Below are 24,312 nucleotides of genomic sequence, written 5' to 3' on the forward strand. Positions count from 1 at the left end.
GCCGGAACCGCGGAATCCTGCGCTCTTCACCCGCATCGTCCCCACGGTGTGGACGCGCGCCGTGGAAAACCACAGGTCAGAGCGCACGACGGCGATTCACACCTGTGGATTCACCTGTGGACGCCCTGTGGAACACGCCGGTGGACCGGTGGACGACGAGCACCCGATCGGTGGACGCCTGTGGGGACAGGTTTCGCCGCCCACAGGCCGCTCCGGTTACCCACAGGTTGTCCCCCTGCCCGGTCCACACACAGAAACAGCCTCTGAACTGCAGGAACATCGCTTTTCCCCAGAATCCACAACCCCTACGACGACGATGAACGTGATTTCTCTCAGAGGATGGATGACCCGCCTTCATGGCCCTGACGAACGCCGACGCACGGACCCTCCTGGAACGGGCCGGCACGGTAGGGTTTCCTCGATGCACCGCGTCGCACGACGACACGCCTCAAGCGGACACTTCGCACGAGGACACGTCACAAGCGGGCACGGTGCACACGAGGACGTCGTCCGCACGAGGGCGTTGCACGAGACACTGAGGAGTGGGATGAAGTTCCGGGTTGAGCGTGACGTCCTGGCCGAGGCCGTGACCTGGACGGCCCGCACCCTTCCCACGCGCCCGCCGGCTCCCGTGCTGGCCGGTGTGCGGATCGAGGCCGACGCCTCCGGCACCATCGTGCTGGCGAGCTTCGACTACGAGGTCTCCGCCCGGTCCGAGATCGCTGCCGAGGTCTCCGAGCCGGGCACGGTGCTCGTGTCGGGGCGGCTCCTCGCCGAGATCTCCCGGGCCCTGCCCAACAAGCCGGTCGACGTGTCCGTCGAGGGCAACAAGGTGGCTCTCACCTGTGGTGCGTCCCGGTTCACCCTCCTGACGATGCCGGTCGAGGAGTACCCCTCGCTGCCCGCGATGCCGGAGCTGTCGGGCACCGTGACCGGGGACGCCCTCACCCACGCCGTCGCGCAGGTCAGCGTGGCCGCGAGCCGTGACGACACCCTCCCCCTGCTGACGGGTGTACGCATGGAGATCGAGGGCGAGCGGATCACCCTGCTCGCCACGGACCGCTACCGCCTGGCGCTGCGCGAGCTCACCTGGACGCCGGCGACCCCCGGGTACTCAGCCGTCGCGCTCGTGCGTGCTCGCACCCTCAACGACGTCGCCAAGTCGCTCGGTTCGGGCGGCGGGCTCGTCAACATGGCGCTCTCGACCGGGGACGGCATCGAGCTCATCGGCTTCGAGGCGGGCGGCCGGCACACCACCTCCCAGCTCGTGGACGGCGACTACCCGGCCGTGCGCCGGCTGTTCCCGGACGCGACGCCCATCCACGCCGTCGTGCCCACCCAGGCGCTCATCGACGCCGCCAAGCGCGTCTCGCTGGTCGCGGAGCGCAACACCCCGATCCGGCTGGCCTTCTCGGAGGGCCAGGTCGTGCTCGACGCCGGCCAGGGCGACGACGCGCAGGCCTCCGAGGCGCTCGAGGCGGTGCTCGTGGGCGAGGACATCCAGGTCGCGTTCAACCCGCAGTTCCTCCTGGACGGGCTCGGCGCGCTCGGCACCGACTTCGTCCGCATGTCGTTCACGCACCCCAACAAGCCTGTCGAGTTCACCGGCCAGGGTTCGCTGGACGGCGAGGACTCCTCCGACTACCGCTACCTGCTGGTCCCCATCCGTTTCTCGTCCTGACGCGCAGGCCGCCCTGCCCGTGCGCGACGGCCGGGCTCCGGCTTACGCTCGCACCGACGCTCTCCGGGAGGTTTCCACATGGTCACCCACATGGGTCTGGTCGGTCTGGGCAAGATGGGCAACAACATGCGCGAGCGGCTGCGCCGAGCGGGCATCGAGGTGGTGGGCTACGACCCCCGCCCCGACGTGTCCGACGTCGTGTCGCTGGCCGACCTCGTCGAGGCGCTCCCCAGCCCGCGCCGCGTCGTGTGGGTGATGGTGCCGGCCGGCGACCCGACGCGCGGCGTGATCCGTGAGCTCGGCACCCTGCTGGGCGAGGGCGACCTCGTCGTCGAGGGCGGCAACTCGCACTACCCCGAGGACCAGGCACGGGCGGCCGAGCTCGCCACCAGCGGCATCGGCTACGTGGACGTCGGCGTCTCGGGCGGCGTGTGGGGCCTGGACAACGGCTACGGCCTGATGTGCGGCGGCACCGACGACGACGTCGCGCACGTCATGCCGATCTTCGACGCCCTGCGGCCGGAGGGGCCCCGGGAGGAGGGCTTCGTGCACGCGGGCGGCGTCGGTGCCGGGCACTACGCGAAGATGGTCCACAACGGCATCGAGTACGGCCTCATGCAGGCCTACGCGGAGGGGTACGAGCTCCTGGCCGCCAAGGATGTCGTCACGGACGTCCACGGCACGATGAAGGCGTGGATGCGCGGCACCGTGGTGCGCTCGTGGCTGCTGGACCTCATGGTCAAGGCGCTCGAGGAGGACCCGAGCCTGGCTGCGATCGACGACTGGGTCGACGACTCCGGCGAGGGCCGCTGGACGGTCGACGAAGCCATCGACAACGCCGTGCCGCTGCCGGTGATCTCCGCGGCCCTGTTCGCGCGCTTCTCGTCGCGGCAGACGGAGTCGCCCGCCATGAAGGCGGTCGCGGCCCTGCGTCAGCAGTTCGGCGGGCACGCGGTCAAGCCGTCGTCGTAGTCGCGCGAGACTGGGGTCATGTACGTCTCGCACCTGTCACTCCTGGACTTCCGGTCCTACGAGGCCGCCGACGTCGAGCTGGAGCCGGGTCCGAACGCGTTCGTGGGGCGCAACGGTCGGGGAAAGACGAACCTCGTGGAGGCGATCGGGTACGTCGCGACGCTGGGCAGCCACCGGGTCGCGAACGACACCCCGTTGATCCGCGCGGGCGCGCAGCGCGCCGTGGTGCGCACGCGTGTGGTCCGCGGTGAGCGGGCCTCCACGGTCGAGCTGGAGATCACGGCGGGCAAGGCGAACCGGGCCCGCGTGAACCGCGGCCAGCTCGGCCGGGCACGGGACGTCCTCGGGATCCTGCGCACCGTGCTGTTCGCCCCGGAGGACCTGGCCCTGGTCAAGGGTGACCCGGACGGCCGCCGCCGGTTCCTCGACCAGCTGGTGGTGCAGCTCCTGCCGCGCGCTGCCGGGGTGATGGCTGATTACGAGCGGGTGGTACGGCAGCGTTCGGCCCTGCTGAAGTCGTTGCGCGGGCACCGCGCCGCCGGGCGCTCCCCCGACCTGTCCACCCTCGAGGTGTGGGACGGCCGGGCCGCACAGCTCGGCGCCCAGATCCTCGCCTGGCGCTCCGCGCTGGTGGGGGCGGCCCAGCCCCTGGTCGCGACGGCGTACGAGCAGGTCAGCGAGGCGGACGGGCACGCGCAGATCGAGTACCGCTCGGCGGTGCTGCCCGACGACGCCGCGGACGCGCCGTCGTCCGCTCTCGGTGTGGCCGAGCTGGAGAAGCTGATGCTCGAGCAGATGGCGGAACGGCGCGCCGCAGAGGTGGAGCGCGGGCAGAGCCTCGTCGGCCCGCACCGTGACGACCTGACGCTCACCCTCGGCGGCCTGCCCGCGAAGGGTTATGCGAGCCACGGGGAGTCCTGGTCGTTCGCGCTGGCGCTGCGGCTCGCGGCGTTCAGGATCCTCGGCGGCGGGGACGAGCCGGTGGCCGGGGACGTCTTCTGGGACCCGGACCACGGGTCCGACGCGGATCCGGTGCTGATCCTGGACGACGTCTTCGCCGAGCTGGACGTCCGGCGTCGGGAACGCCTCGCCGAGCTGGTGCTGCCGGCCCGCCAGGTGCTGGTCACCGCGGCCGTGCCGCAGGACGTCCCCGAGCAGCTTGCCGGGGTGCGCTTCGAGGTGACACCGGGCCGGGTGTCCCGTGCCTGACCCGGTGGGCGGCCCGGCGGGCGATCCGGAGGACCGTCCGGTGAACCAGCCGGCGGACGAGCCGCCGTCGTCGACCGGCCCGCACGGGACGAGGGTCCCCCGGGATCCGCGCGACCCCCGGCCGGTCTCCCAGCGTTCGGAGCTGACCCCGCCGTCGGAGGTCGCCCGGGAGGCTCTCAACCGTGCGAAGGCGGCGGCCCGCGCGAAGGGCCTGCGCCCGGGTGCGCCGTCGCGCCGGTCCCCGCTGGCGGAGCCGCGCAAGGAGCCGGGCAAGGGCCCCGGCGCGCGGGACCCGCGGCTGCTCAGCGACGTCGTGGCGCGCCTGCTGCGTGACAAGGGCTGGACGCAGGACGTCTCGGTGGGCGGGGTGATCGGTCGGTGGCGTGAGGTGGTCGGCGACCAGGTCGCGGAGCACTGCACCCCGGAGACGTTCGAGGACAAGGTGCTGGTGGTGCGGGCGGACTCGACGGCCTGGGCGACCCAGGTCCGGCTGCTGGTGCCGACCCTGCTGCGCAGGCTCGCCGAGGAGGTCGGCGAGGGCGTCGTGGAGCAGGTGCAGGTGCTCGGTCCGGCAGGTCCGAGCTTCCGCCGGGGGCGTCGTTCGGTGCGTGGTCCGGGCCCCGGGGACACCTACGGCTGACCCGCGCGGGCCGGATGTGGAGAACCCTGTGGACAACGTGTGAGAACGCACACGCGCCCGCACGGAGAACCCGCGGTTTCCTGCCGTTAGGCGGTAGACTTGCACGGTGTTCCGGGGGGCGTCCCGGGGCCGATTCGAGCACCGACGCGCAGCCGGCACGCACCCCCGTGTGCCATCCCGTGCGCTGCACCCCGGACACCCACCGGGACCCCTGTCGCGTGCGTGGAAGACGAGGAGTGCTCCAGCCTGTGGCTCAGCGATCCGACAGCGGCTACGACGCCGGGAACATCACCGTCCTCGAGGGCCTCGAGGCCGTCCGCAAACGACCCGGCATGTACATCGGGTCCACGGGCGCACGAGGCTTGCACCACCTCGTCTACGAGGTCGTGGACAACTCGGTGGACGAGGCCCTGGCGGGGCACGCCGACACGATCGACGTGACCCTCCTCGCCGACGGCGGGGTGCGGGTGCGTGACAACGGCCGTGGCATCCCGGTGGCGATCCACCCCACGGAGGGCCGGCCGACGGTCGAGGTCGTCATGACGATCCTGCACGCGGGCGGCAAGTTCGGTGGTGGTGGCTACGCCGTCTCCGGCGGTCTGCACGGTGTCGGCATCTCGGTGGTCAACGCGCTGTCGACGCGCGTGGTGACCGAGGTGGAGCGCGACGGCTTCGGCTGGCGCCAGGAGTTCGCCGACGGTGGCGTGCCGGTGGGCGAGCTGCAGAAGCTGGGCGCCACGGACGACACGGGCACCACCCAGACGTTCTGGGCGGACCCGGCGATCTTCGAGACGACCGACTACGACTTCGAGACGCTGCGCTCGCGCTTCCAGCAGATGGCGTTCCTCAACAAGGGCCTGCGGATCACGCTCACGGACGAGCGTGCCGAGCACGTCTCGGGCCCGGACGAGGTCACCGGCGCGCTCGACACCCGCGAGGTGCTGGCCGCCCTGGCCGCCGAGGACGCGCAGGGCGTCGACGGCGCCGGCTCCCCGGACGACGAGGTGCACGACGCGGCGGTCGTCGGCGGCGCGGTCCGCACGGTCACGTTCAAGTACGACGGCGGCCTCACCGACTACGTCAAGCACATCGTCTCGGCGAAGAAGTCGGAGATCGTCCACCCGGAGATCATCGACATCGAGGCCGAGGACAAGGTGGCCACGATCTCGGTGGAGATCGCGATGCAGTGGACGACGTCGTACAGCGAGTCGGTGCACACCTTCGCCAACACGATCTCCACCACGGAGGGCGGCACGCACGAGGAGGGCTTCCGTGCGGCGATGACCACCCTGGTGAACTCCTACGCCCGGGAGAAGGGGATCCTCAAGGAGAAGGAGGAGAACCTCACCGGTGACGACATCCGCGAGGGTCTGACGGCGGTCCTGAGCATCAAGCTCGGCGAGCCGCAGTTCGAGGGGCAGACCAAGACGAAGCTCGGCAACACCGAGGCCAAGACGTTCGTGCAGCGGATCGTGCGCGAGCGGATGGTCGACTGGTTCGACTCGCACCCGAACGAGGCGCGCGACATCATCCGCAAGGCCATCTCGGCGTCGCAGGCGCGCATCGCCGCCCGCAAGGCGCGCGAGGCCACGCGACGCAAGGGGATCCTCAGCTCCGGCGGGATGCCCGGCAAGCTCAAGGACTGCCAGTCGACGCGCCCGGACGAGTGCGAGATCTACATCGTCGAGGGCGACTCGGCGGGCGGCTCCGCCGTCCGTGGTCGCGACCCGCACAACCAGGCGATCCTGCCGCTGCGCGGCAAGATCCTCAACGTCGAGCGTGCCCGGCTGGACAAGGCGCTCTCCAACGCGGAGGTCCAGGCGCTGATCACGGCGTTCGGCACCGGCATCGGCGAGGACTTCGACATCGCCAAGCTGCGGTACCACAAGATCGTGCTCATGGCCGACGCCGACGTCGACGGCCAGCACATCTGCACGCTGCTGCTGACGCTGCTGTTCCGGTACATGCGCCCGCTCATCGAGCACGGTCACGTGTACCTGGCGCAGCCGCCGTTGTACAGGCTCAAGTGGTCGAACTCCCCGCACGACTACGTCTACTCGGACCGGGAGCGCGACGCGTTCCTCCAGCAGGGCCTCGCGGCCGGCAAGCGGATCCCCAAGGACAACGGGATCCAGCGGTACAAGGGTCTGGGCGAGATGGACTACACCGAGCTGTGGGACACGACCATGGATCCCGAGCACCGCACGTTGCTGCAGGTCACGATGGACGATGCAGCGGCCGCGGACGAGATCTTCTCGGTGCTCATGGGCGAGGACGTCGAGTCCCGCCGCAGCTTCATCCAGCGCAACGCCAAGGACGTCCGGTTCCTCGACATCTGACCTGAACGCGCGTGTACATGAGATGTGCACGCAGATGTACAGGGATGGACGAGGCAGGATCCGCGCCCCGGCGGCGCAGGAAGGAACGATGACACGGTGACGGACGAGACTCCTGGACCCGAGATGCCCGACGGCGCGGAGGGCCTCGACGAGGCCACCGCGCCCGTCGCGGTGCAGCACGGCCGGATCGAGCAGGTGGACCTGCAGCTGGAGATGCAGCGCAGCTACCTCGACTACGCGATGAGCGTCATCGTGGGTCGTGCGCTCCCCGACGTGCGCGACGGGCTCAAGCCCGTCCACCGCCGCGTGCTGTACGCGATGTACGACGGCGGGTACCGACCCGACCGCGCCTTCTCCAAGTGCTCGCGCGTCGTCGGTGACGTCATGGGCAAGTTCCACCCGCACGGCGACACGGCGATCTACGACACGCTCGTGCGCCTCGTGCAGGACTGGGTGCTGCGCTACCCGCTCGTGGCCGGCCAGGGGAACTTCGGCTCGCCCGGCAACGACCCGGCCGCCGCCCCGCGGTACACCGAGTGCCGCATGGCGCCGCTGGCTCTCGAGATGGTCCGGGACATCGACAAGGACACCGTCGACTTCCAGGACAACTACGACGGCCGCACCCAGGAGCCGACGGTCCTGCCGTCGCGCATCCCGAACCTGCTGATCAACGGGTCCGCGGGCATCGCCGTCGGCATGGCCACGAACATCCCGCCGCACAACCTGCGCGAGGTCGCCGAGGGTGTGCGCTGGCACCTGGCGAACCCGGACGCCACCAAGGAGGAGCTCCTCGCCGCGCTGCTCAAGCGCATCAAGGGCCCCGACTTCCCGTCCGGTGCGCAGATCCTCGGCACCAAGGGCATCGAGGAGGCGTACCGCACCGGTCGCGGCTCCATCACGATGCGCGCCGTGGTCAACGTCGAGGAGATCCAGAACCGGATCTGCCTGGTCATCACCGAGCTGCCCTACATGGTCAACCCAGACAACCTGGCCACGAAGATCGCCGACCTCGTCAACGACGGGCGCATCCAGGGCATCGCGAACATCCGCGACGAGACCTCGGGGCGCACCGGCCAGCGGCTGGTCATCGTGCTCAAGCGCGACGCCGTGGCGAAGGTCGTGCTCAACAACCTGTACAAGCACACGCCGCTGCAGGACAACTTCAGCGCCAACATGCTCGCGCTGGTCGACGAGGTGCCCCGCACGCTCAGCCTGGACGCGTTCGTGCGGCACTGGACCACGCACCAGATCGAGGTCGTGCGGCGGCGGACGGCGTTCCTGCTGCGCGAGGCCGAGGAGAAGATCCACATCTACGTGGGCTACCTCCGCGCGCTGGACGCCCTCGACGAGGTCATCGCACTCATCCGCCGCTCGCCCGACGCCGACGAGGCGCGCACCGGCCTGATGAACCTGCTCGGCATCGACGAGGTGCAGGCGAACGCGATCCTGGCGCTGCAGCTGCGGCGTCTGGCCGCGCTCGAGCGGCAGAAGATCCTCGACGACCACGCCGTCCTCGAGGCCGAGATCCTCGACTACCGCGACATCCTCGACCGCCCGGAGCGCCAGCGCGAGATCGTCGGCACCGAGCTCGACGAGGTCACCGAGAAGTGGGGCGACGAGCGTCGCACCACGATCCTGCCGTACGACGGCGACATGTCGGTCGAGGACCTCATCCCCGAGGAGGACGTGGTCGTCACGATCACGCGCGGCGGCTACGCCAAGCGCACGCGCAGCGACGCCTACCGTGCCCAGCGCCGCGGCGGCAAGGGTGTGACGGGGACGAAGCTGCGCGAGGACGACATCGTCGACCACTTCTTCGTCACCACGACCCACAACTGGCTGCTGTTCTTCACCGACGCCGGCCGCGTCTACCGGGTCAAGGGCTACGAGCTCCCCGAGGGCGGGCGCGACGCCAAGGGTCAGCACGTGGCCAACCTGCTGGCGTTCCAGCCGGGCGAGAAGATCGCCCAGGTGCTCGCCCTGCGCGACTACGGCGACGCCGAGTACCTGGTGCTCGCCACCCGGCGCGGTCTGGTGAAGAAGACGCGACTGAGCGACTACGACTCCCCGCGCAGCGGCGGTCTCATCGCCATCAACCTGCGGTCCGACGACGACGGCACCGCCGACGAGCTGGTCGCCGCGCGGCTGGTCGACGCGGACGACGAGCTCATCCTCGTCTCCCGCAAGGGCCAGTCCATCCGCTTCCCCGCGGACGACGAGACCCTGCGGCCGATGGGTCGGGCGACGTCCGGCGTCACGGGCATGAAGTTCCGCGAGGACGACGACCTGCTGGCCGCCGACGTCGTCACCGAGGGCAAGGACCTGTTCGTCGTCACCGAGGGCGGATTCGCCAAGCGCACCCGCATCGACGAGTACCGCGTGCAGGGTCGCAACGGCTACGGCATCAAGGTGGCCAACCTCGTCGAGGCGCGGGGCGACCTCGTGGGCGCCCTCGTGACCGAGGAGGACACCGAGGTGCTGGTCATCATGCAGCAGGGCAAGATCGTGCGTTCACGGGTCGACGAGGTGAACCTCACCGGACGCACGACCCAGGGCGTGACCTTCGCGAAGCCGGGCAAGAACGACCGCATCATCGCCGTCGCTCGGAACGTCGAGCGTCGCGAGGAGGAGGAGTCGGCTAGCGTGGAGGAGCAGGCCGCCGACGGCGAGCCCGTGGACAGCATCCCGGCGGTGACGCCGGAGCAGGACGAGACCGGAGACGGGGACAGCTGATGCCCAGCGAGAACACCTCGCCGCAGGCGGGGACGAGGACGGCCGAGGCCGCGGACAGCACGCAGCCGCTCGCGCCCGTCCGCGCACCCGGCAAGGGCGACGCCACGAGCCCCGCGGCGACCGGCGGATCGAAGAACGGTGCCGCCAAGACGCCCAAGGCGCCGACGCCCCCCGCCCGGAAGCCCGCCGCGCCGACCGAGCACACCGACGTCGACAACGACGACGTCACCCCGGCGCCGTCGGACGCCGGGCGTGCCGGCAGCGAGCCGGCCGGGTCGACCACAGCGCCGACCACGGCGCCGGCCACGGGGGCGAGCGACGCGAGCGCGCAGGGCTCGCCGTCGACGTCGTCCAACGTCAAGGACAGCGCGGTGAAGGCCGCTGCCGCAGCACTCGCAGCGGCCCGCAGCGCCGCGAAGAAGGTGCAGTCGACCGCGTCGACGGCGTCGGCGGGAGCACAGCAGTCGAGCCCCGGGACGACGTCGGCCACCCCGCCGCCGCCCCCGGACGCCGGCAATGCCGCGCCGCGCCCGGAGATGCACTACGCCGCCGGCGGCGTGCACGGCTCCCCGGGTGCGCAGTCCGCGGACCAGGGCGGCTACGCCCAGCCGCAGCCGGCGGCGCCGACGGAGCCGGTGGGCAGCCCGCGACGCGTGCGCCTGTCGGTCTCGCGGATCGACCCCTGGTCGATCATGAAGCTGGCGTTCCTGCTGTCGGTGGCCATCGCGGTCATGACCGTGGTCGCCACGATCGTCGTCTGGTACTCGCTGAACTCCTTGGAGACGTTCGCGACGATCCAGGAGTTCATGATCGACACCCTCGGCCCGCAGGCGGCGAACCTCACGCAGTTCGTCGCGTTCGAGCGCGTGGTGTCGCTCGCGACGCTGATCGCGCTGGTCAACATCGTGCTGATGACCGCGATCGCGACGATCATGGCCATGATCTACAACATCACGGCGGCTCTCGTCGGCGGCGTGCACCTCACCCTCACCGACGAGTAGGACCAGGGCGTCCGCAGCGACGGACGTCACACCGGCCCCGCCCCCGCGCAGTTTGGGGGCGGGGCACCCGGTACGGTAATGTTCCGTGCTGCACGCGCGTTCGCGAGAGCCTCGCGGAAGCATCGTGCGAGGGGCTATAGCTCAGACGGTTAGAGCGCTTCCCTGATAAGGAAGAGGTCGGAGGTTCAAGTCCTCCTAGCCCCACCCCCGACGAGGAGGTCCAGCATGAAGAAGCTGATGGTCGTGCTGCTCGCCGCTGCGGCGGGTTACCTCGTGTGGCGTCGTGTCTCCTCCGACGCGGCCGACCGTGACCTGTGGACCGAGGTCACCGACACCCTCGACTGATCTTCCCGGGGCCATGGCGCAATTGGTAGCGCACCTGCTTTGCAAGCAGGGGGTTGGGGGTTCGAGTCCCCCTGGCTCCACCACACGACAGGAGCCCCCGTCCTTGCGGACGGGGGCTCCTGTGCGTTCGGGGACGGTGGACTACTTGGTCTCGTCCTTGGTCTCCTCGGCGGCGTCGACGACGGCGTCCTTCGCGTCGTCAGCGGCCTCCGCCGCGTCGTCAGCGGCGGACTCGGTGGCCGAGGTGGTCTTCCTGCGGGCTCGCGACGCCCGGGCGGTGACGTCGTCCTTGACCTCGGCGGCCTTCTCCGTGAGCTTCTCCGTCGCCTCCTTGCCCTTGGCGACCGCGGCACCCGCGGCTTCGCCGACGGCCTCTGCGGCGTCGCCGACCACGTGGCGCGCGTCACGGGCGACGTGGTCGAGGTCGGCGCCGGACTGCTGCTCCCAGGGCTCGGCCCACGGGTCGGTCTGCGGCTGGGCCCGCCGGTACAAGGCGTAGCCGACGACGGCGGTCCCGCCGATCACGGCCGTCCAGACCAGCGTCTTGCGACGACGACCCTTGCGCTGCGCCTTCTTCGCCGCCTTCTCGGCGTGCTTGGCGGCCTTCTTGGCGGCGTCGGCCGCCTCCTCGGCCGTCATCGCGGCGCGCGCCGCGGCGGCGTTGAACGCCGCGACGAGCTTCGGGAGGTAGTCGTCGACGACCTTCTCGTGGGCGGTGTCGACGAGCGGGCCCGCCTTCTTGGCGGCGCCCTCGACCCGCGGGGCGGCGGCCTGGACGCTGTCGTTCCACGCCTTCTCCGCACGAGGCCTCAGCCAGTCGACGAAGGAGTCCACCCGGGGCGACGCCCAGTCGATGGCCTGGCCTGCGGCATCACGGGCGCCGTCGGCGGCACGGGAGCCCGCGCCGACCAGTGCGGCCGCGACCTCGGCGGCCGAGTCCTTCACCTTGTCTGTGTCGATCTTCGGGGTCTGCACCATGTGCCCACTCTGCCACCGCCTCTGCCGGACCGCACCGCCACACGCCCGATTCGTCGCATGTGGACCGCGACCGAGCGGCGGGTGCGAGAATGGACGACATGTTCGCAACCCTGCACACCACCGCCGGTGACATCCGTATCGAGCTCCTGCCGAACCACGCGCCCAAGACCGTCGCGAACTTCGTCGGTCTGGCCACGGGATCCAAGGCCTGGACCGACCCGCGCACGGGCGAGGAGCGCAACGAGCCGCTCTACGACGGCACCATCTTCCACCGCGTCATCGACAACTTCATGATCCAGGGCGGCGACCCGCTCGGGACCGGGACGGGCGGCCCCGGCTACACGTTCGACGACGAGATCCACCCCGAGCTCGTGTTCGACCAGAAGTACCTGCTCGCGATGGCGAACGCCGGCAAGCGCCGCAACCCCGTGACGGGCGCGGTCGAGGGCACCAACGGCTCGCAGTTCTTCGTCACCACGGCGGCGACCTCGTGGCTCAACGGCAAGCACTCCATCTTCGGCAAGGTCGCGGACGACGAGTCGCGTGCCGTCGTCGACGCCATCGGCTCCACGCAGACCCGCCCGGGTGACCGTCCCGTCGAGGACATCGTGATCAACTCGGTGACCGTCGAGGACTGACTCCTCCCCGCGAGCCTCGGAGGGCCGAGCCATCTCCACGCCTCAGCCTGCCGGGCAGTCCGGCGACGCGCCGCCGGTCTGCCCGCGTCACCCGGACCGGGTCGCGTACGTGCGCTGCCAGCGGTGCGGACGCCCCACCTGTCCGGAGTGCCAGCGGCCCGCGGCGGTCGGCGTGCAGTGCGTCGACTGCGTCGCCCAGGCGGCGCGGTCGACGCCGACCACGCGCACCGTCTTCGGGGCGCAGGTCCGCCAGGGCCGCCCGGTCGTCACCCTGTCGATCATCGCGCTGTGCGCGGTGAGCTGGATCCTGCAGCTCACGACGAGCGGCGCGTGGACCCAGCAGTGGGCGTTCTCCCCCGCGGCCGGTCAGGAGGAGCCGTGGCGCTTCCTCACGGCGGCGTTCCTGCACTCCACGAGCCCGCTGCACATCCTGTTCAACATGTACGCGCTGTGGCTCGTGGGTCCGTTCCTCGAGCAGGCGTTCGGTCGCGCACGGTTCCTCGCGCTGTACCTGCTGGCCGCGCTCGGCGGTTCGGTGGGGGTGCTGCTGCTGGCCCAGCCGTTGGAGCAGAGCTGGTGGACCGGCGTCGTCGGGGCGTCCGGTGCCGTGTTCGGACTGTTCGGCGCGATCATCCCGGTGCTGCGCCGGCTGGGCCGCAACGCGGGGCAGATCGTCGCGCTGATCGCCATCAACATGGCGTTGCCGTTCTTCGTCGGCGGCATCGCCTGGCAGGCGCACGTGGGTGGTCTCGTCGTGGGGCTGGCGATCGGGTCAGGCTTCGCCATGGCGCCCCGGGAGCGTCAGCGGCTCGTCGGCTGGGCGCTGCCCGTCGTCGTCGGCGTCGTGCTCGTGGCGCTGACGTGGTGGAAGTACTCGACGGTGCCGCAGCTGGCACTGTTCTGACGGTGCTGTCCCGACGGCGTCCCTGACGTCCTCGACGGCGCCGTCCCGGAGTTGTCCCCAGGGATGTACACAGGTGTGGAATCACACCCGTGTCACTTGTACAGGACTACTTCCAGCGGGTCGTCAGCGAGAACCCCGCGATGATGAGCACGAATCCGACCAGCAGGTTCCAGTTCCCCAGCGCGGGGATCGGGAGCCCGAGGTTCTGGCTCGTCAGGTAGTAGGTCACGATCCAGGCGAGACCGGCGAGCATCAGCGTCAGCATCGTGGGCACGAGCCACCTGGGGTTGACCGAGGACTGCTGAGGGGTCGGGACGCCCTGGGCCTCGCGCTTGTTCTTCCCGGGCTTCGACGACTTCGACTCGGACACGGGTCTGCTCCTGTCAGCAAGGTGCGACGGCGGGAGTTCACCCGGACGCCGACGACGGTTTGTCGTCTAGCGTAGTGGCCAGCACGACCGGCCGGTGCACAGTCCTGTGCGCACGGTCGGCGCGGCAGCCCGGCGACGCCGAGGATGCGAGAATTTGTCCACAGGAGTTGTGGACGAGGGTTGTGGACAAGAGCGCAGGAGGCCAGGTGTCACCCAGGACGAGATCCGGTCTGTCCGTCGCACTCGTGCTCGCGCTCTCCGGGATGCTGTTCGCGGTCAGCGCGCAGCTCTCGCAGGGCGAAGAGACACGCCACGCCGAGGACCTCTCCTCCGTGGTCGCCAACGAGTCCGACCGCGTCGAGACCCTCGGCGACCAGGCCGCCGCGCTCAACGCCGAGGTCGAGGAGCTGAGCGCCGCCGTCGACGTCGACGTCCCCTCCCGCAGCCCCGACCTGCGCGAGCGCGAAGGCGTCGTGTCGGGCACGTGGCCCGTCACCGGCGGGGGTCTCAGCGTCGCCCTGGAGGACGCCCCGACGTCGTCGCTCGACATCCCCGGTGTTGCCGCCGACGACCTCGTGGTGCACCAGCAGGACCTGCAGCACGTCATCAACGCGCTGTGGGCCGGCGGCGCGGAGTCTATGACCCTGCAGGGCGAGCGTGTGACCTCCACCAGCGCCTTCCGGTGCTCCGGCAACATCCTGCTCCTGCACGGCAAGGTCTTCTCGCCGCCCTACGTCGTCGAGGCCATCGGCGACCCCGACCGGCTGGAGGCCGCCCTCGACGCCTCCTCCGGCGTCGCCCTCTACCGGCAGTACGTGGACTGGGTCGGGATCGGCTACGACGTCGCGCGTCACGACGTCATCGACATGCCGGCCTACGCCGGGACCCGCGACCTGCAGTACGCCGACGTGCCGGCCGGGACGGACGTGTTCTCGTGAAGCACGTGCGTGCCACCCTGCCCGCGGGTCCGCCGGCCGGCTCGCCCCCGCCGCCCTCGCACGGACGGGTGCACCACCGGGGCGGGATCGTCAGCTCGCTGGTCGGCTTCGTCGGCGAGCTGCTCATCACGGCAGGGGTGTTCCTCGGGCTCTTCGTCGTCTGGCAGCTGTGGTGGACGGACGTGCAGGCGGAACGCATCCACACCGAGGTGCTCGCCGAGCTGGAGTGGACCCCGCCCCCTGCCCCTGTGGACGACGGGCCGCAGGTGTCCCCCGAGTACCGCGACGACCCCCCGGTCATGGACGAGCCGCCGATCGGCGAGGTCTTCGCGGAGTTCTACGTGCCGCGCTGGGGAGCGGACTACGTCTCCCCCGTCGCCCAGGGTGTGGACAAGGCGACCATCCTCGACCGGCTCGGCATCGGCCACTACCCGGGGACGGCGATGCCCGGCGACCTCGGGAACTTCGCCGTGGCGGGTCACCGCACCACCTACGGCAAGCCGTTCCACCTGGTCGCCGACCTGAAGGAGGGCGACGCGCTCGTCGTGCGCACCGAGGACACGTGGTACGTGTACCGCATGACGTCGCACGAGATCGTCTGGCCGAACCAGGTCGAGGTCGTCTCCCCCGTCCCCGGGGTCGAGCCCGGGGAGCCCCTGCCCGAGCTCACGCAACGCTTCCTCACCATGACGGCCTGCCACCCCATGTACTCCGCCGCGCAGCGGTACGTCGTGCACGGAGAGCTCGACTACTGGTCGCCCGTGGACGAGGGCACGCCCGCCGAGCTGCTCGACGCCGGCGTCGACGTCCAGGCGGCGGGCACGTCCGCACCGGCACCGGCGGGGGTGAGATGATGTACGGCCTGCTGTGGCGCATGCTCCCGGGTCCCACCTGGGTCCGGATCCTGCTCCTCGTGGTCCTCTTCGTGGCGGCCGTCTGGGTCTGCTTCGAGTGGGTCTTCCCCTGGTTCTCCGAGTACGTCCCCATCAACGACAACACCGTCGAGGCGCACCCATGACCTCCATCCTCGTCATCGACAACTACGACTCGTTCGTCTACACGATCGTCGGCTACCTCGACCAGCTCGGTGCGCGCACCACCGTGGTGCGCAACGACGCCGTGCCCGAGCCCGATGACGACGGCCGCTTCTGGCACGAGGACGGCACGCCCTTCGACGGCGTCCTCGTCTCCCCCGGCCCCGGCACCCCCGAGGAGGCCGGGTCGTCGGAGGACGTCATCCGTGCCTGCGCCCGATCACGCACCCCGATGCTCGGCGTCTGCCTCGGCCACCAGGCCCTCGCGGAGGTGTACGGCGCCACCGTCTCGCACGCCCCCGAGCTCATGCACGGCAAGACGAGCGAGGTCCAGCACGACGGCGGCGGCGTGCTCGACGGCCTGAAGGTCCCCTTCACCGCGACGCGGTACCACTCGCTGGCCGTGGAGCCCGAGACGGTGCCCGCCGAGCTGGAGGTCACGTGCACCACGGCGTCCGGCGTCGTGATGGGCGTGCAGCACCGCGAGCTCCCGCTGCACGGCGTGCAGTTCCACCCGGAGTCGGTCCTCACCGAGGGGGGTCACCGGCTCCTGGCGAACTGGCTGACGGTGTGCGGCGACGCTGACGCCGTCGGACGCTCGGCCGGGATGGCTCCGCTGGTCCACGCGGGCTGAGCCGGGCACGACGAAGCCCCGCCGTCCGGCGCACGATCCGTGCCGGTCAGCGGGGCTCCGTCATGCCGAGGTGTCACCCCTGGCCGTCGTCACCGCCGTCGCCGTCGTCGGGCTCGTCCGGCTCGTCGTTGCCGGAGGCCGGGGCAGGTGTGGCCCCGCCGCCCGAGCAGTCCTGGCCCTGCGCGCCCGTGGAGACCGACAGCTGGACGTCCGAACCCACCTCGACCTCGGTCCCCGCCGGCGGGTTCGTCTCGAACACGAAGCCGGGGCAGTACTGGTCGTTCGACGCCGTCGTCTCGACGCCCTGCAGGTTCGCCTGGCTGCCGAGCGTCGCCTTGGCGTCCTCGGCGCTCTGCCCGACGACGTTCGGCACCTGCACCATCTCGGCCTCGGGCTCCGAGCCGATCGTCAGGGTGACGCGGGTGTCCTGGTCCACGGTGCCCTCGCCCGGGGACTGGTCGACGACCTTGCCGACGTCGTTGCCGTCGTCGACCGGGATGGACTCGATGTTGGAGTTCAGGCCCAGGTCCGCGAGCACGCCCTCGGCGTCGTCCTGCGACTCGCCGATGAGGTTGGGCAGGTCGACCTGCCCGCTCGCGATGACGAGGTTGACGGAGTCGCCCGGCTCGACGGCCTCACGGGCCGCCGGGTCGCTGGAGATGACGTGACCCGCCTCCACCGAGGCGCTGGCGCCCTGGGTGACGTCGCCGACCGTGAGGTCGTTCTCCGTGATGGTCGACCGGGCCTCGTCCTCGCTCATCCCCGCGAGGTTGGGCATCGCGAAGGTCTCCGGACCGCCGGAGAAGTAGACGGCGACGGTGGAGCCGACCTCGGCCTGGGCGCCCGACGTGGGCTCCGAGCGGGTCAGGGTGTTCTGGGGCTCGTCGGACTCCTCGTCGATGCGCTGCGAGAAGACCAGACCGACCTCCTCCAGCGCAGCCTCGGCGTCGTCCGGGCTCATGTCCGACGTCAGGGACGGGACCGCGACCATCTCCGGGTCGTTCCCGTCGTCCTGGAACACGAACCAGAGGATCGCGGCGAGAGCCGCGACGCCGACGGCGATGAGCGTCCACATCAGCGCCTTGCGGTTCGGCTTGTCCTCCTCCGGGTCCACCGGGCTGCCCACGCCGGTCTGGTCCGCGGGAAGACCCGTCGCCCCCCACGGGGACGTCTGGTTCGGGTCCATCACCTGCGTGGCCGTCGGGTCCCCGAGCACCTGGGTCGCGGCGTACCCCGCGGCCGCCCCGGCCGCGAGACCCACGGCGGGTGCGCCGACCGCCCCGCCGCGCATCGCGGAGTCGAGGTCCGCCCGGAACTCCGCGGCCGACGAGTACCGCTGGTCACGGTCCTTCGTCAGGGCCTTGAGCGTGATGCGGTCCAGGACGTCCGGGACGTCGTTGGCGATCTCGCTGGGCCGCTGAGCCTCCTGGCCGACGTGCTGGTAGGCGAGCGCGACCGGCGAGTCGCCGACGAACGGCGGGCGGCCGGTGAGCAGCTCGAAGAGCACGCAGCCGGTGGAGTAGAGGTCGGACCGGGCGTCGACCTGCTCGCCGCGGGCCTGCTCCGGGGAGAGGTACTGCGCGGTGCCGATCACCGCCTGGCCCTGCGTCATCGTCGCCGCCGAGTCCGCCACGGCGCGGGCGATCCCGAAGTCCATGACCTTCACGGCCCCGGTGGGGGTGATCATGACGTTCGCGGGCTTGATGTCGCGGTGCACGATTCCCGCGTGGTGGGAGTACTCCAGCGCGCTGAGGATGCCGCCGGTGATCTCCACGGCCTCCTCGATCGGCACGGCGGCGCCGTCGGCGAGGATGTCGCGGACGGTGTGCCCCTCCACGTACTCCATGACGATGAACGGGATGTGGACCGGCTGACCGTTCGAGTCGGTGGCCGTGTCCTCCCCCGTGTCGTAGACGGCCACGATGGCCGGGTGGTTCAGGGCCGCGGCGGACTGTGCCTCGCGACGGAACCGGGCCAGGAACGACGGGTCGCGTGCCAGGTCAGAGCGCAGCACCTTGATCGCGACCGTGCGACCGAGGCGTGCGTCGTGGCCGATGTGCACCTCGGCCATGCCTCCACGGCCGATGAGCTCACCGACCTCGTACCGGCCCGCGAGTACTCGGGGCGTGTTCTCCACCACTCAGTCGTCCTTCTCGGTCGAGGTCGTGCCGCGCGGGCACGACCGGTCTGGGAGCATCATCCCAGAGACGGGAGCTGTCATCGCCCGCAACGCCGCAGGCCGTGTCGTCAGAACACCCGCAGCGACGAGCGCCGCGGCCGTGCCGTCGTCGTCCCCGCCGAGCAGGGCGCTCAGCAGCGACGCGATGGCGAGGACCGCAAGGAGGCCCAGCAGGGCCAGCAGCGGCCACGAGAACCGGCCGAGCGGTCCCAGCCGCTGCCCGGTCGTGGTCGAGGACCGTGTGGGCTTCTGCGGCGGGTCCTCCCGGGTCACCGTGGTGCGGCTGCGCGTCCCCTGCGGGGGTGTGGGGCGGGTCATGGAACCGCCGTGGAGGTCGCGGCGTGCCGGGTAGGTGCGCTGTCCGCGCGCCGCCGGGGTCTCGGGTGCCCGGGCGGCGTGCGGGCGGGACGTCGGGACCTCGGGCGCGTCCGGCGTCGCCGTGGAGGCGGCGTCGGCGGGCTCGGGGGCGCGATCGGCGTCGTCGGGCCGGGCGTGGCGCACCGGCGCCGGCTTGCCGCTGCGGGCGGCGCGCCGTGCTGCCCGCGACCGCGCACCCAGCGGGTCCTCCGCGATCTCGTGGGCGAGCTGGTCGAGCTCGTCGGCCAGCGCCTGTCCCGACGTCGGACGACGCCCCGGGTCCTTGGCGAGCATCCGCATGACGACGTCGACCAGGCCCGGGTGGACGGTCGACGGCAGCGGCGGCACGGCGGCGTTGACGTGCGCCACGGCGATGTCCACCGGGGTCGAGCCCGTGAAGGGTCGACGGCCCGCCGTCGCCTCGTAGGCGACGATCCCGAGGGCGTAGATGTCGGACGCCGGGGTCGCGGCCTGCCCCACCGCCTGCTCGGGCGAGAGGTACTGCGCGGTGCCCATCACCATGCCCGTGGCCGTCATCGTCGCCTGGTTCGCGGCGAGGGAGACGCCGAAGTCGGTGATCTTGACGCCGCGGCCGTTGTGCTCGAGCAGGATGTTGCCCGGCTTGACGTCGCGGTGCACCACCTTCGCCAGGTGGGCGTGGTGCAGACCGCGCGCCGTGGAGGACAGGATCGGCAAGAGCTTGCGGGGTGCCACGACGGGCTCGCGCTCCAGCAGGTCGGCCAGCGGCTCGCCGAGGACGAGCTCCATGATCAGGTACCCGGCGCCGTCCTGCTCGCCGTAGTCGTACATCTGCGCGATGTTCGGGTGCGACAGGGCGGCGCTGTTGCGGGCCTCGGTGCGCAGACGCTTCAGGAAGTCCTCGTTGCCCGTGTACTCCTCGCGCAGCACCTTCACGGCCACGTCGCGGCCCAGGTAGCCGTCGTCGGCCACCCAGACCTCGCCCATGCCGCCGATGGCGATCCGCCGCGTCAGGCGGTATCGGTCGCCGAGGGAGATGCCCACTGCTGGCCTCATCGGTTGAGCACCGCCTCGATGACCGCCTTGGCGATCGGCGCGGCGACACGGCCGCCGGTGGCCTCCGACCCCATGGACCCGCCCTGCTCCACGACGACGGCGACCGCGACCTGCGGGTCGTCCGCCGGCGCGAACCCGGTGAACCAGGCGTGCGGGGGCACGTCGCTCGTCGTCTGGGCGGTCCCCGTCTTGCCGGCGACCGTCACACCGGAGATCTGGGCCGAGGTTCCCGACCCGCTCTCCACGACGCTCACCATCATGTCGGTGAGGCTGGCGGCGGTGCTGCTGGAGATCGCGTCACCGAGGCCGGACGGACGCGTCTCGGACACGACCTCGAGCTGCGGGTCACGGATGCGCTCCACGGAGTACGGCTGCATGACCTCGCCGCCGTTGGCGATCGCCGCCGAGGTCATCGCGACCTGGAGCGGGGAGACCCGGACGTCCCCCTGGCCGATGGCTGAGAGGGCCACGCGGTCCGGTGTCAGCGAGTCCGGGTCGGGGTAGTCGCTGGCGACCGTGGCGAACGGGACGTTGGGTGCCTCGCCGAAGCCGAAGTCGGTCGCCTGCTCCGACAGGGCCTCCGCGCCGAGGTCGACGCCGAGCTCGGCGAATGCGGTGTTGCAGGAGATGCGCAGGGCGTCCGCGAGGGTCTGCTCGTTCGTGGACGAGCAGGCCTCGCCGCCGTAGTTGGGCAGAGAGGTGCTGGTGCCGGGCAGGGTGTACGTCACCGGCGCGGGGATGACGGTGTCCGGCTCGTAGTCGCCGCTCTCGAGGGCCGCGGCGGTCGTGACGAGCTTGAAGGTGGAGCCGGGCGGGTAGAGCCAGTTCGAGGCACGGCTGATCAGCGGGTCGTCGTCGTCGTTGAGCAGGTCGAGGTAGGCCTCGTTCGCGGCGCCCGTGTCGTGGGTGGCCAGGTCGTTCGGGTCGTACGTCGGCTTGGACACCATGGCCAGGATCCGTCCCGTGGACGGCTCGATGGCGACGACGGCGCCGCGCTGGTCACCGAGCGCGTCCCACGCGGCCTGCTGGGCCTCGGGGTCGATCGTCAGCTCGACCGACGAGCCCTGGGGGTCGGTCCCGGTGAGGAGGTTCTGCAGCCGGTCCACCCACAGCGCGTCGGCGGCTCCCGCGAGGAAGTCGTTCTCCGCCTTCTCCACGCCGAACGATCCGCTGACCAGCGAGTAGTACCCGGTCAGCGGTGCGTAGAGCCGAGGGTGGGCGTACTCGCGCTGGTAGTTCCACTCGTCGTCCACCGGGGTGGAGCTGGCGATGGTCTCGTCGCCCACGACGATAGGGCCACGGTTGGTCCCGAACTGGGCGTAGAGGGACCGGGCGTTGCGGGGGTCGTCGTTGAGCGCCTCGGCCCGGAAGAACTGGATCCACGTCGTGGAGACCAGCAGCGCCAGGAACATCACCATGACGATGCCGGCCAGGCGGCGGGTGGTCGTGTTCACGCGCTGTCACCTCCTCGCGGGTCGGCGGGCTGCTCGGGGTCGATGTACTCGGTGGCGGCCGCCGGCGAGGCGCCGCTGGTGGCCGTGCCGGCCGCCTCGCGCTCGGACACGGGACGCCGGGGCAGGGACATCCCGGCGGCCGGCGTGCCCGTGGAGTCGTCAGGCCCGCCGACGAGGACGGGCTCCGGTTCCCGTGCGCCACCGGCACCGACCTGCCCGCGCACCGGAAGGTCCGAGGGCCGGCGCGCGTGGTCGGATATTCGCAGCAGCAGCGCGATCACGATCCAGTTGGCGAGCAGCGACGACCCACCCTGCGCGACGAACGGCAGGGTCAGGCCCGTCAGCGGGATGATGCGGGTGATGCCGCCCACCACCACGAAGATCTGCAGCGCCATGACGAAGGCGAGGCCGCCCGCGAGGAGCTTGCCGAAGCCGTCGCGCACCGACAGGGCCGCCTTCAGGCCTCGCTGCACGATGAGCAGGTAGGTGAGCAGGATCGCGGCGAGCCCGGTGAGCCCGAGCTCCTCGCCGAGCGCCGCGTAGATGAAGTCCGAGTAGGCGTAGGGGATCTGGAACGGGCGTCCGGCTCCCCAGCCGGTCCCGAACAGCCCACCGTTCGCCATCGAGAAGAGGCCTTGGACGAGCTGGTAGGAACCACCCGGGTCGCGTTCGTACTGGGCGGCGTCGAACGGGTGCAGCCAGACGTCGATGCGGGCCCCGACGTGCGGGAAGAGGCGTGCGGCCGTCAGGGCGCCGACGGCGAACAGCGTCAGGCCGAGCAGCACCCAGCTCGATCGCGAGGTGGCCTGGTAGAGCATGGCCACGAACAGGCCGAAGAAGAGCAGCGAGGTACCGAGGTCCCGCTGCATCACCAGGACCACGAGGGACGCCGCCCACACGAGCAGGATGGGGCCGAGGTCGCGCAGGCGTGGCAGGTGCAGGCCGAGGATCTTCGGTCCGGCCAGGGCGAGCGTGTCCCGGTTGACCACGAGGTAGCCCGCGAAGAACACCGCGAACGCGATCTTCGCGAACTCGGCGGGCTGCAGGGAGAAGCCGGCCACGGAGATCCAGATCTTCGCGCCGTTGATCTCGGTGCCGATGCCGGGGATCAGCGGGAGCGCGACCAGCGCGAGACCGACCAGCATGGCGGTGTAGGTGTAGCGGCGCAGCCAGCGGTGGTCCTTGAGCAGCCACAGCATCGCGAAGGCGATGACGGCGCCGATCAGCGAGGCGCGCATGTTGCCCGTCGCGTCCGCCGCAGCCATGCCGGTCGAGCCCGAGATCTGCAGACGCCAGATCATGGACAGGCCGATGCCGTTGAGCAGCACGACGGCCGGCAGGATCACCTGGTCCGCCCAGGGGGCACGGAAGCGCAGCACCAGGTGGGCGACGAGAGCCATGGCCGCCAGCAGCAGGCTCGTGCTCCAGAAGCCCGCGGGCAGCTCGCCGCGGATCGACAGGCCCACCATCGCGAACCCGCCGACGCCGCCGGCCAGGGCGAGGATCAGCAGGAAGATCTCGGCGAGTCGCAGCGGACGCCGCTGCCGCGGTTCCACCGTGGGGTTCTCGGAGGTCACTCGGTGGCCTCCTCGTCGGCGGCCCCGGAGGCCGCGGGGCTGGGGGTCGGGCTCGGTGCGACGTCCGACGATGCGGACGGTGAGGGTGTGGGCGTCGGGAGCGCCTCGGCGATGAGCCGGTCGGCACGCTCCACCGCCTCCGCCTCGGAACCGGCCTGGATCGTGCCGTCGAGTCGGTCGACCCAGTAGTCGGGCAGGTCGTCCACCGACGTCCCGGTGAGGACCACCGGGGTCGACAGGGTCAACGGCCCGGCGTCCTGCGGGATGCCCTGGTACACGGCCACCTGACCGTCCGCGACACCCACGTAGTACTGCTGCTGCGTCCAGCCGTACGCCCACCAGCCCCCGTAGCCGACGGCGGCGATGACCAGCAGGATCACCAGCACGCCGATCCAGGGCCGACGCTTCGGCGGGCGGGCGTCCTGGTCGTCCTCGTCGTCGTCCTCGTCTCCCTGGTTCGGTGCGAGGTCGTCCGGGGTCTCGTCGGCAGGGCGGGCGAGCTCCGGGGTGACGCCGGACGCCGCGGCGCCCACGACCTGCGTGCCGGCCGACGGCGCGGTCTCGCCGTCGTCGACGATCTCCGCGACGACCACGGTGATGTTGTCGGTGCTGCCCGCCGTCATGGCGAGCGTGATGAGCATGTCGGCCGCCTCGTCGGGCGTCTCCGAGTCGACCAGGACCTCGGTGATCTGGTCCACCGGGACGAACCCGGAGAGCCCGTCCGAGCACAGCAGCCACCGGTCGCCCGCGCGGGCCTCGCGGATCGACATGTCGGGCGTGAGGTCGACGTCGAAGTCCCCCAGCACGCGCATGACGACGTTGCGCTGGGGGTGGGTCTCGGCCTCGTCCGGGGAGATCCGGCCCGTGTCGACGAGGTGCTGGACGAAGGTGTGGTCGATGGTGACCTGGGCGAGGGTGCCCTCGCGCAGCAGGTAGGCGCGAGAGTCGCCGAGGTGGGCCATGGCCAGGGTGTTGCCCGAGCGGAGCAGGGCCGTGACCGTGGTGCCCATGCCGGCGAGGTCCGGGTCGACCTCGGACGCGTGGACCAGGTCCTGGCGGGCCTGTTCGACCGTGCGCTCCAGGTCGGCGAGGGCCTGCTCCGGCCCGTGGTCGGGCGTGTCGAGAGGGGCGAGGGCCGCGACGGCGAGGCTGGAGGCGATGTCCCCGCCGGCGTGGCCTCCCATGCCGTCGGCGACGACGAGCAGGTTGGGACCGGCGTAGGCCGAGTCCTGGTTGTCGCTACGGACGAGCCCGACGTCGGACCGCGCCGCGTAGCGCAGGGCGAGTGTCACCG

At 71.2% G+C, this 24,312-nt stretch carries 21 protein-coding genes and 2 tRNA genes; 16 read left to right on the forward strand and 7 right to left on the reverse strand.

Annotated elements, in window-relative coordinates:
• The first annotated feature begins 547 nt into the window (after positions 1–547).
• From dnaN to ACNHYB_RS11365, 10 genes are all read left to right on the forward strand, one after another.
• Positions 548–1,681 (forward strand): DNA polymerase III subunit beta, encoded by a 1,134-nt coding sequence (gene dnaN / locus ACNHYB_RS11320; protein ID WP_418275445.1) that lies wholly within the window; start codon positions 548–550, stop codon positions 1,679–1,681.
• Between the two features lie 78 nt (positions 1,682–1,759).
• The gene (gnd, locus tag ACNHYB_RS11325; protein WP_418275446.1) at positions 1,760–2,653 is read left to right on the forward strand and encodes a phosphogluconate dehydrogenase (NAD(+)-dependent, decarboxylating); all 894 of its coding nucleotides are present in this window, start codon (positions 1,760–1,762) and stop codon (positions 2,651–2,653) included.
• Between the two features lie 18 nt (positions 2,654–2,671).
• On the forward strand, positions 2,672–3,862 hold the full coding sequence (gene recF, locus ACNHYB_RS11330; RefSeq protein WP_418275447.1) for a DNA replication/repair protein RecF: 1,191 nt from the start codon (positions 2,672–2,674) through the stop codon (positions 3,860–3,862).
• Between the two features lie 142 nt (positions 3,863–4,004).
• Entirely contained in the window at positions 4,005–4,502 is a 498-nt protein-coding gene (locus tag ACNHYB_RS11335; RefSeq protein ID WP_418278035.1) for a DUF721 domain-containing protein, read from the forward strand.
• Positions 4,503–4,750: 248 nt separating this feature from the next.
• Positions 4,751–6,841 carry a DNA topoisomerase (ATP-hydrolyzing) subunit B gene (gene gyrB / locus ACNHYB_RS11340; protein WP_418275448.1) on the forward strand — a complete coding sequence of 697 codons (2,091 nt, stop codon included), beginning with the start codon at positions 4,751–4,753 and terminating at the stop codon, positions 6,839–6,841.
• 96 nt (positions 6,842–6,937) lie between these two features.
• Positions 6,938–9,574 (forward strand): DNA gyrase subunit A, encoded by a 2,637-nt coding sequence (gene gyrA, locus ACNHYB_RS11345; protein ID WP_418275449.1) that lies wholly within the window; start codon positions 6,938–6,940, stop codon positions 9,572–9,574.
• Positions 9,574–10,575, forward strand: a complete 1,002-nt coding sequence (locus ACNHYB_RS11350; RefSeq protein ID WP_418275450.1) for a DUF3566 domain-containing protein — start codon at positions 9,574–9,576, stop codon at positions 10,573–10,575. Before gyrA ends, ACNHYB_RS11350 begins: the two co-directional genes overlap by 1 nt.
• A 130-nt stretch (positions 10,576–10,705) precedes the next feature.
• A tRNA-Ile gene (locus ACNHYB_RS11355) sits at positions 10,706–10,779 on the forward strand.
• A 21-nt stretch (positions 10,780–10,800) separates the two neighbouring features.
• A complete protein-coding gene (locus tag ACNHYB_RS11360; protein WP_418275451.1) occupies positions 10,801–10,920 on the forward strand; it encodes a DLW-39 family protein in 120 nt (39 codons plus the stop codon).
• A 7-nt stretch (positions 10,921–10,927) separates the two neighbouring features.
• Positions 10,928–11,003, forward strand: a tRNA-Ala gene (locus ACNHYB_RS11365).
• Between the two features lie 58 nt (positions 11,004–11,061).
• Here the strand turns inward: ACNHYB_RS11365 and ACNHYB_RS11370 are convergent.
• Positions 11,062–11,898 carry a hypothetical protein gene (locus ACNHYB_RS11370; RefSeq protein WP_418275452.1) on the reverse strand — a complete coding sequence of 279 codons (837 nt, stop codon included), beginning with the start codon at positions 11,896–11,898 and terminating at the stop codon, positions 11,062–11,064.
• 98 nt (positions 11,899–11,996) lie between these two features.
• Between ACNHYB_RS11370 and ACNHYB_RS11375 the strand changes: the two genes are divergently transcribed.
• Together ACNHYB_RS11375 and ACNHYB_RS11380 are read left to right on the forward strand one after the other, a co-directional pair.
• Entirely contained in the window at positions 11,997–12,536 is a 540-nt protein-coding gene (locus tag ACNHYB_RS11375; RefSeq protein ID WP_418275453.1) for a peptidylprolyl isomerase, read from the forward strand.
• A gap of 172 nt (positions 12,537–12,708) precedes the next feature.
• Complete coding sequence (locus ACNHYB_RS11380) at positions 12,709–13,440, forward strand: rhomboid family intramembrane serine protease (RefSeq protein WP_418275454.1); 732 nt, start codon at positions 12,709–12,711, stop codon at positions 13,438–13,440.
• A gap of 106 nt (positions 13,441–13,546) precedes the next feature.
• On the opposite strand, the gene ACNHYB_RS11385 is transcribed toward ACNHYB_RS11380, so the two are convergent.
• Positions 13,547–13,810, reverse strand: a complete 264-nt coding sequence (locus tag ACNHYB_RS11385) for a cell division protein CrgA (protein ID WP_418275455.1) — start codon at positions 13,808–13,810, stop codon at positions 13,547–13,549.
• A gap of 206 nt (positions 13,811–14,016) precedes the next feature.
• On the opposite strand from ACNHYB_RS11385, the gene ACNHYB_RS11390 reads away from it, so the two are divergent.
• Genes ACNHYB_RS11390 through ACNHYB_RS11405 form a run of 4 tightly spaced genes read left to right on the forward strand, consistent with a single transcriptional unit; the run spans position 14,017 to position 16,416 of the window.
• Positions 14,017–14,748, forward strand: coding sequence for a DUF881 domain-containing protein (locus ACNHYB_RS11390; protein ID WP_418275456.1), 732 nt, complete (start codon positions 14,017–14,019; stop codon positions 14,746–14,748).
• Complete coding sequence (locus tag ACNHYB_RS11395) at positions 14,745–15,602, forward strand: class E sortase (protein WP_418275457.1); 858 nt, start codon at positions 14,745–14,747, stop codon at positions 15,600–15,602. The genes ACNHYB_RS11390 and ACNHYB_RS11395 overlap by 4 nt, the downstream gene beginning before the upstream one ends.
• Complete coding sequence (locus tag ACNHYB_RS11400; RefSeq protein ID WP_418275458.1) at positions 15,602–15,766, forward strand: hypothetical protein; 165 nt, start codon at positions 15,602–15,604, stop codon at positions 15,764–15,766. Before ACNHYB_RS11395 ends, ACNHYB_RS11400 begins: the two co-directional genes overlap by 1 nt.
• Positions 15,763–16,416: an aminodeoxychorismate/anthranilate synthase component II gene (locus ACNHYB_RS11405; RefSeq protein ID WP_418275459.1), complete on the forward strand. Its 654-nt coding sequence runs from the start codon at positions 15,763–15,765 to the stop codon at positions 16,414–16,416. The genes ACNHYB_RS11400 and ACNHYB_RS11405 overlap by 4 nt, the downstream gene beginning before the upstream one ends.
• A 73-nt stretch (positions 16,417–16,489) precedes the next feature.
• On the opposite strand, the gene pknB is transcribed toward ACNHYB_RS11405, so the two are convergent.
• From pknB to ACNHYB_RS11430, 5 genes are read right to left on the reverse strand one after another with little or no spacing between them, the layout of a single operon-like run.
• Complete coding sequence (gene pknB / locus ACNHYB_RS11410; protein ID WP_418275460.1) at positions 16,490–18,556, reverse strand: Stk1 family PASTA domain-containing Ser/Thr kinase; 2,067 nt, start codon at positions 18,554–18,556, stop codon at positions 16,490–16,492.
• Positions 18,557–19,987, reverse strand: coding sequence for a protein kinase domain-containing protein (locus tag ACNHYB_RS11415; RefSeq protein ID WP_418275461.1), 1,431 nt, complete (start codon positions 19,985–19,987; stop codon positions 18,557–18,559).
• The gene (locus tag ACNHYB_RS11420) at positions 19,984–21,441 is read right to left on the reverse strand and encodes a peptidoglycan D,D-transpeptidase FtsI family protein (protein WP_418275462.1); all 1,458 of its coding nucleotides are present in this window, start codon (positions 21,439–21,441) and stop codon (positions 19,984–19,986) included. The genes ACNHYB_RS11415 and ACNHYB_RS11420 overlap by 4 nt, the downstream gene beginning before the upstream one ends.
• Entirely contained in the window at positions 21,438–23,018 is a 1,581-nt protein-coding gene (locus tag ACNHYB_RS11425) for an FtsW/RodA/SpoVE family cell cycle protein (protein ID WP_418275463.1), read from the reverse strand. Before ACNHYB_RS11425 ends, ACNHYB_RS11420 begins: the two co-directional genes overlap by 4 nt.
• On the reverse strand, positions 23,015–24,310 hold the full coding sequence (locus ACNHYB_RS11430; protein ID WP_418275464.1) for a PP2C family protein-serine/threonine phosphatase: 1,296 nt from the start codon (positions 24,308–24,310) through the stop codon (positions 23,015–23,017). Before ACNHYB_RS11430 ends, ACNHYB_RS11425 begins: the two co-directional genes overlap by 4 nt.
• Positions 24,311–24,312 lie beyond the last annotated feature (2 nt).

Origin of the sequence: Isoptericola jiangsuensis, from assembly GCF_048320105.1 — a bacterium.
GTDB classification, from domain to species: domain Bacteria; phylum Actinomycetota; class Actinomycetes; order Actinomycetales; family Cellulomonadaceae; genus Isoptericola; species Isoptericola jiangsuensis_A.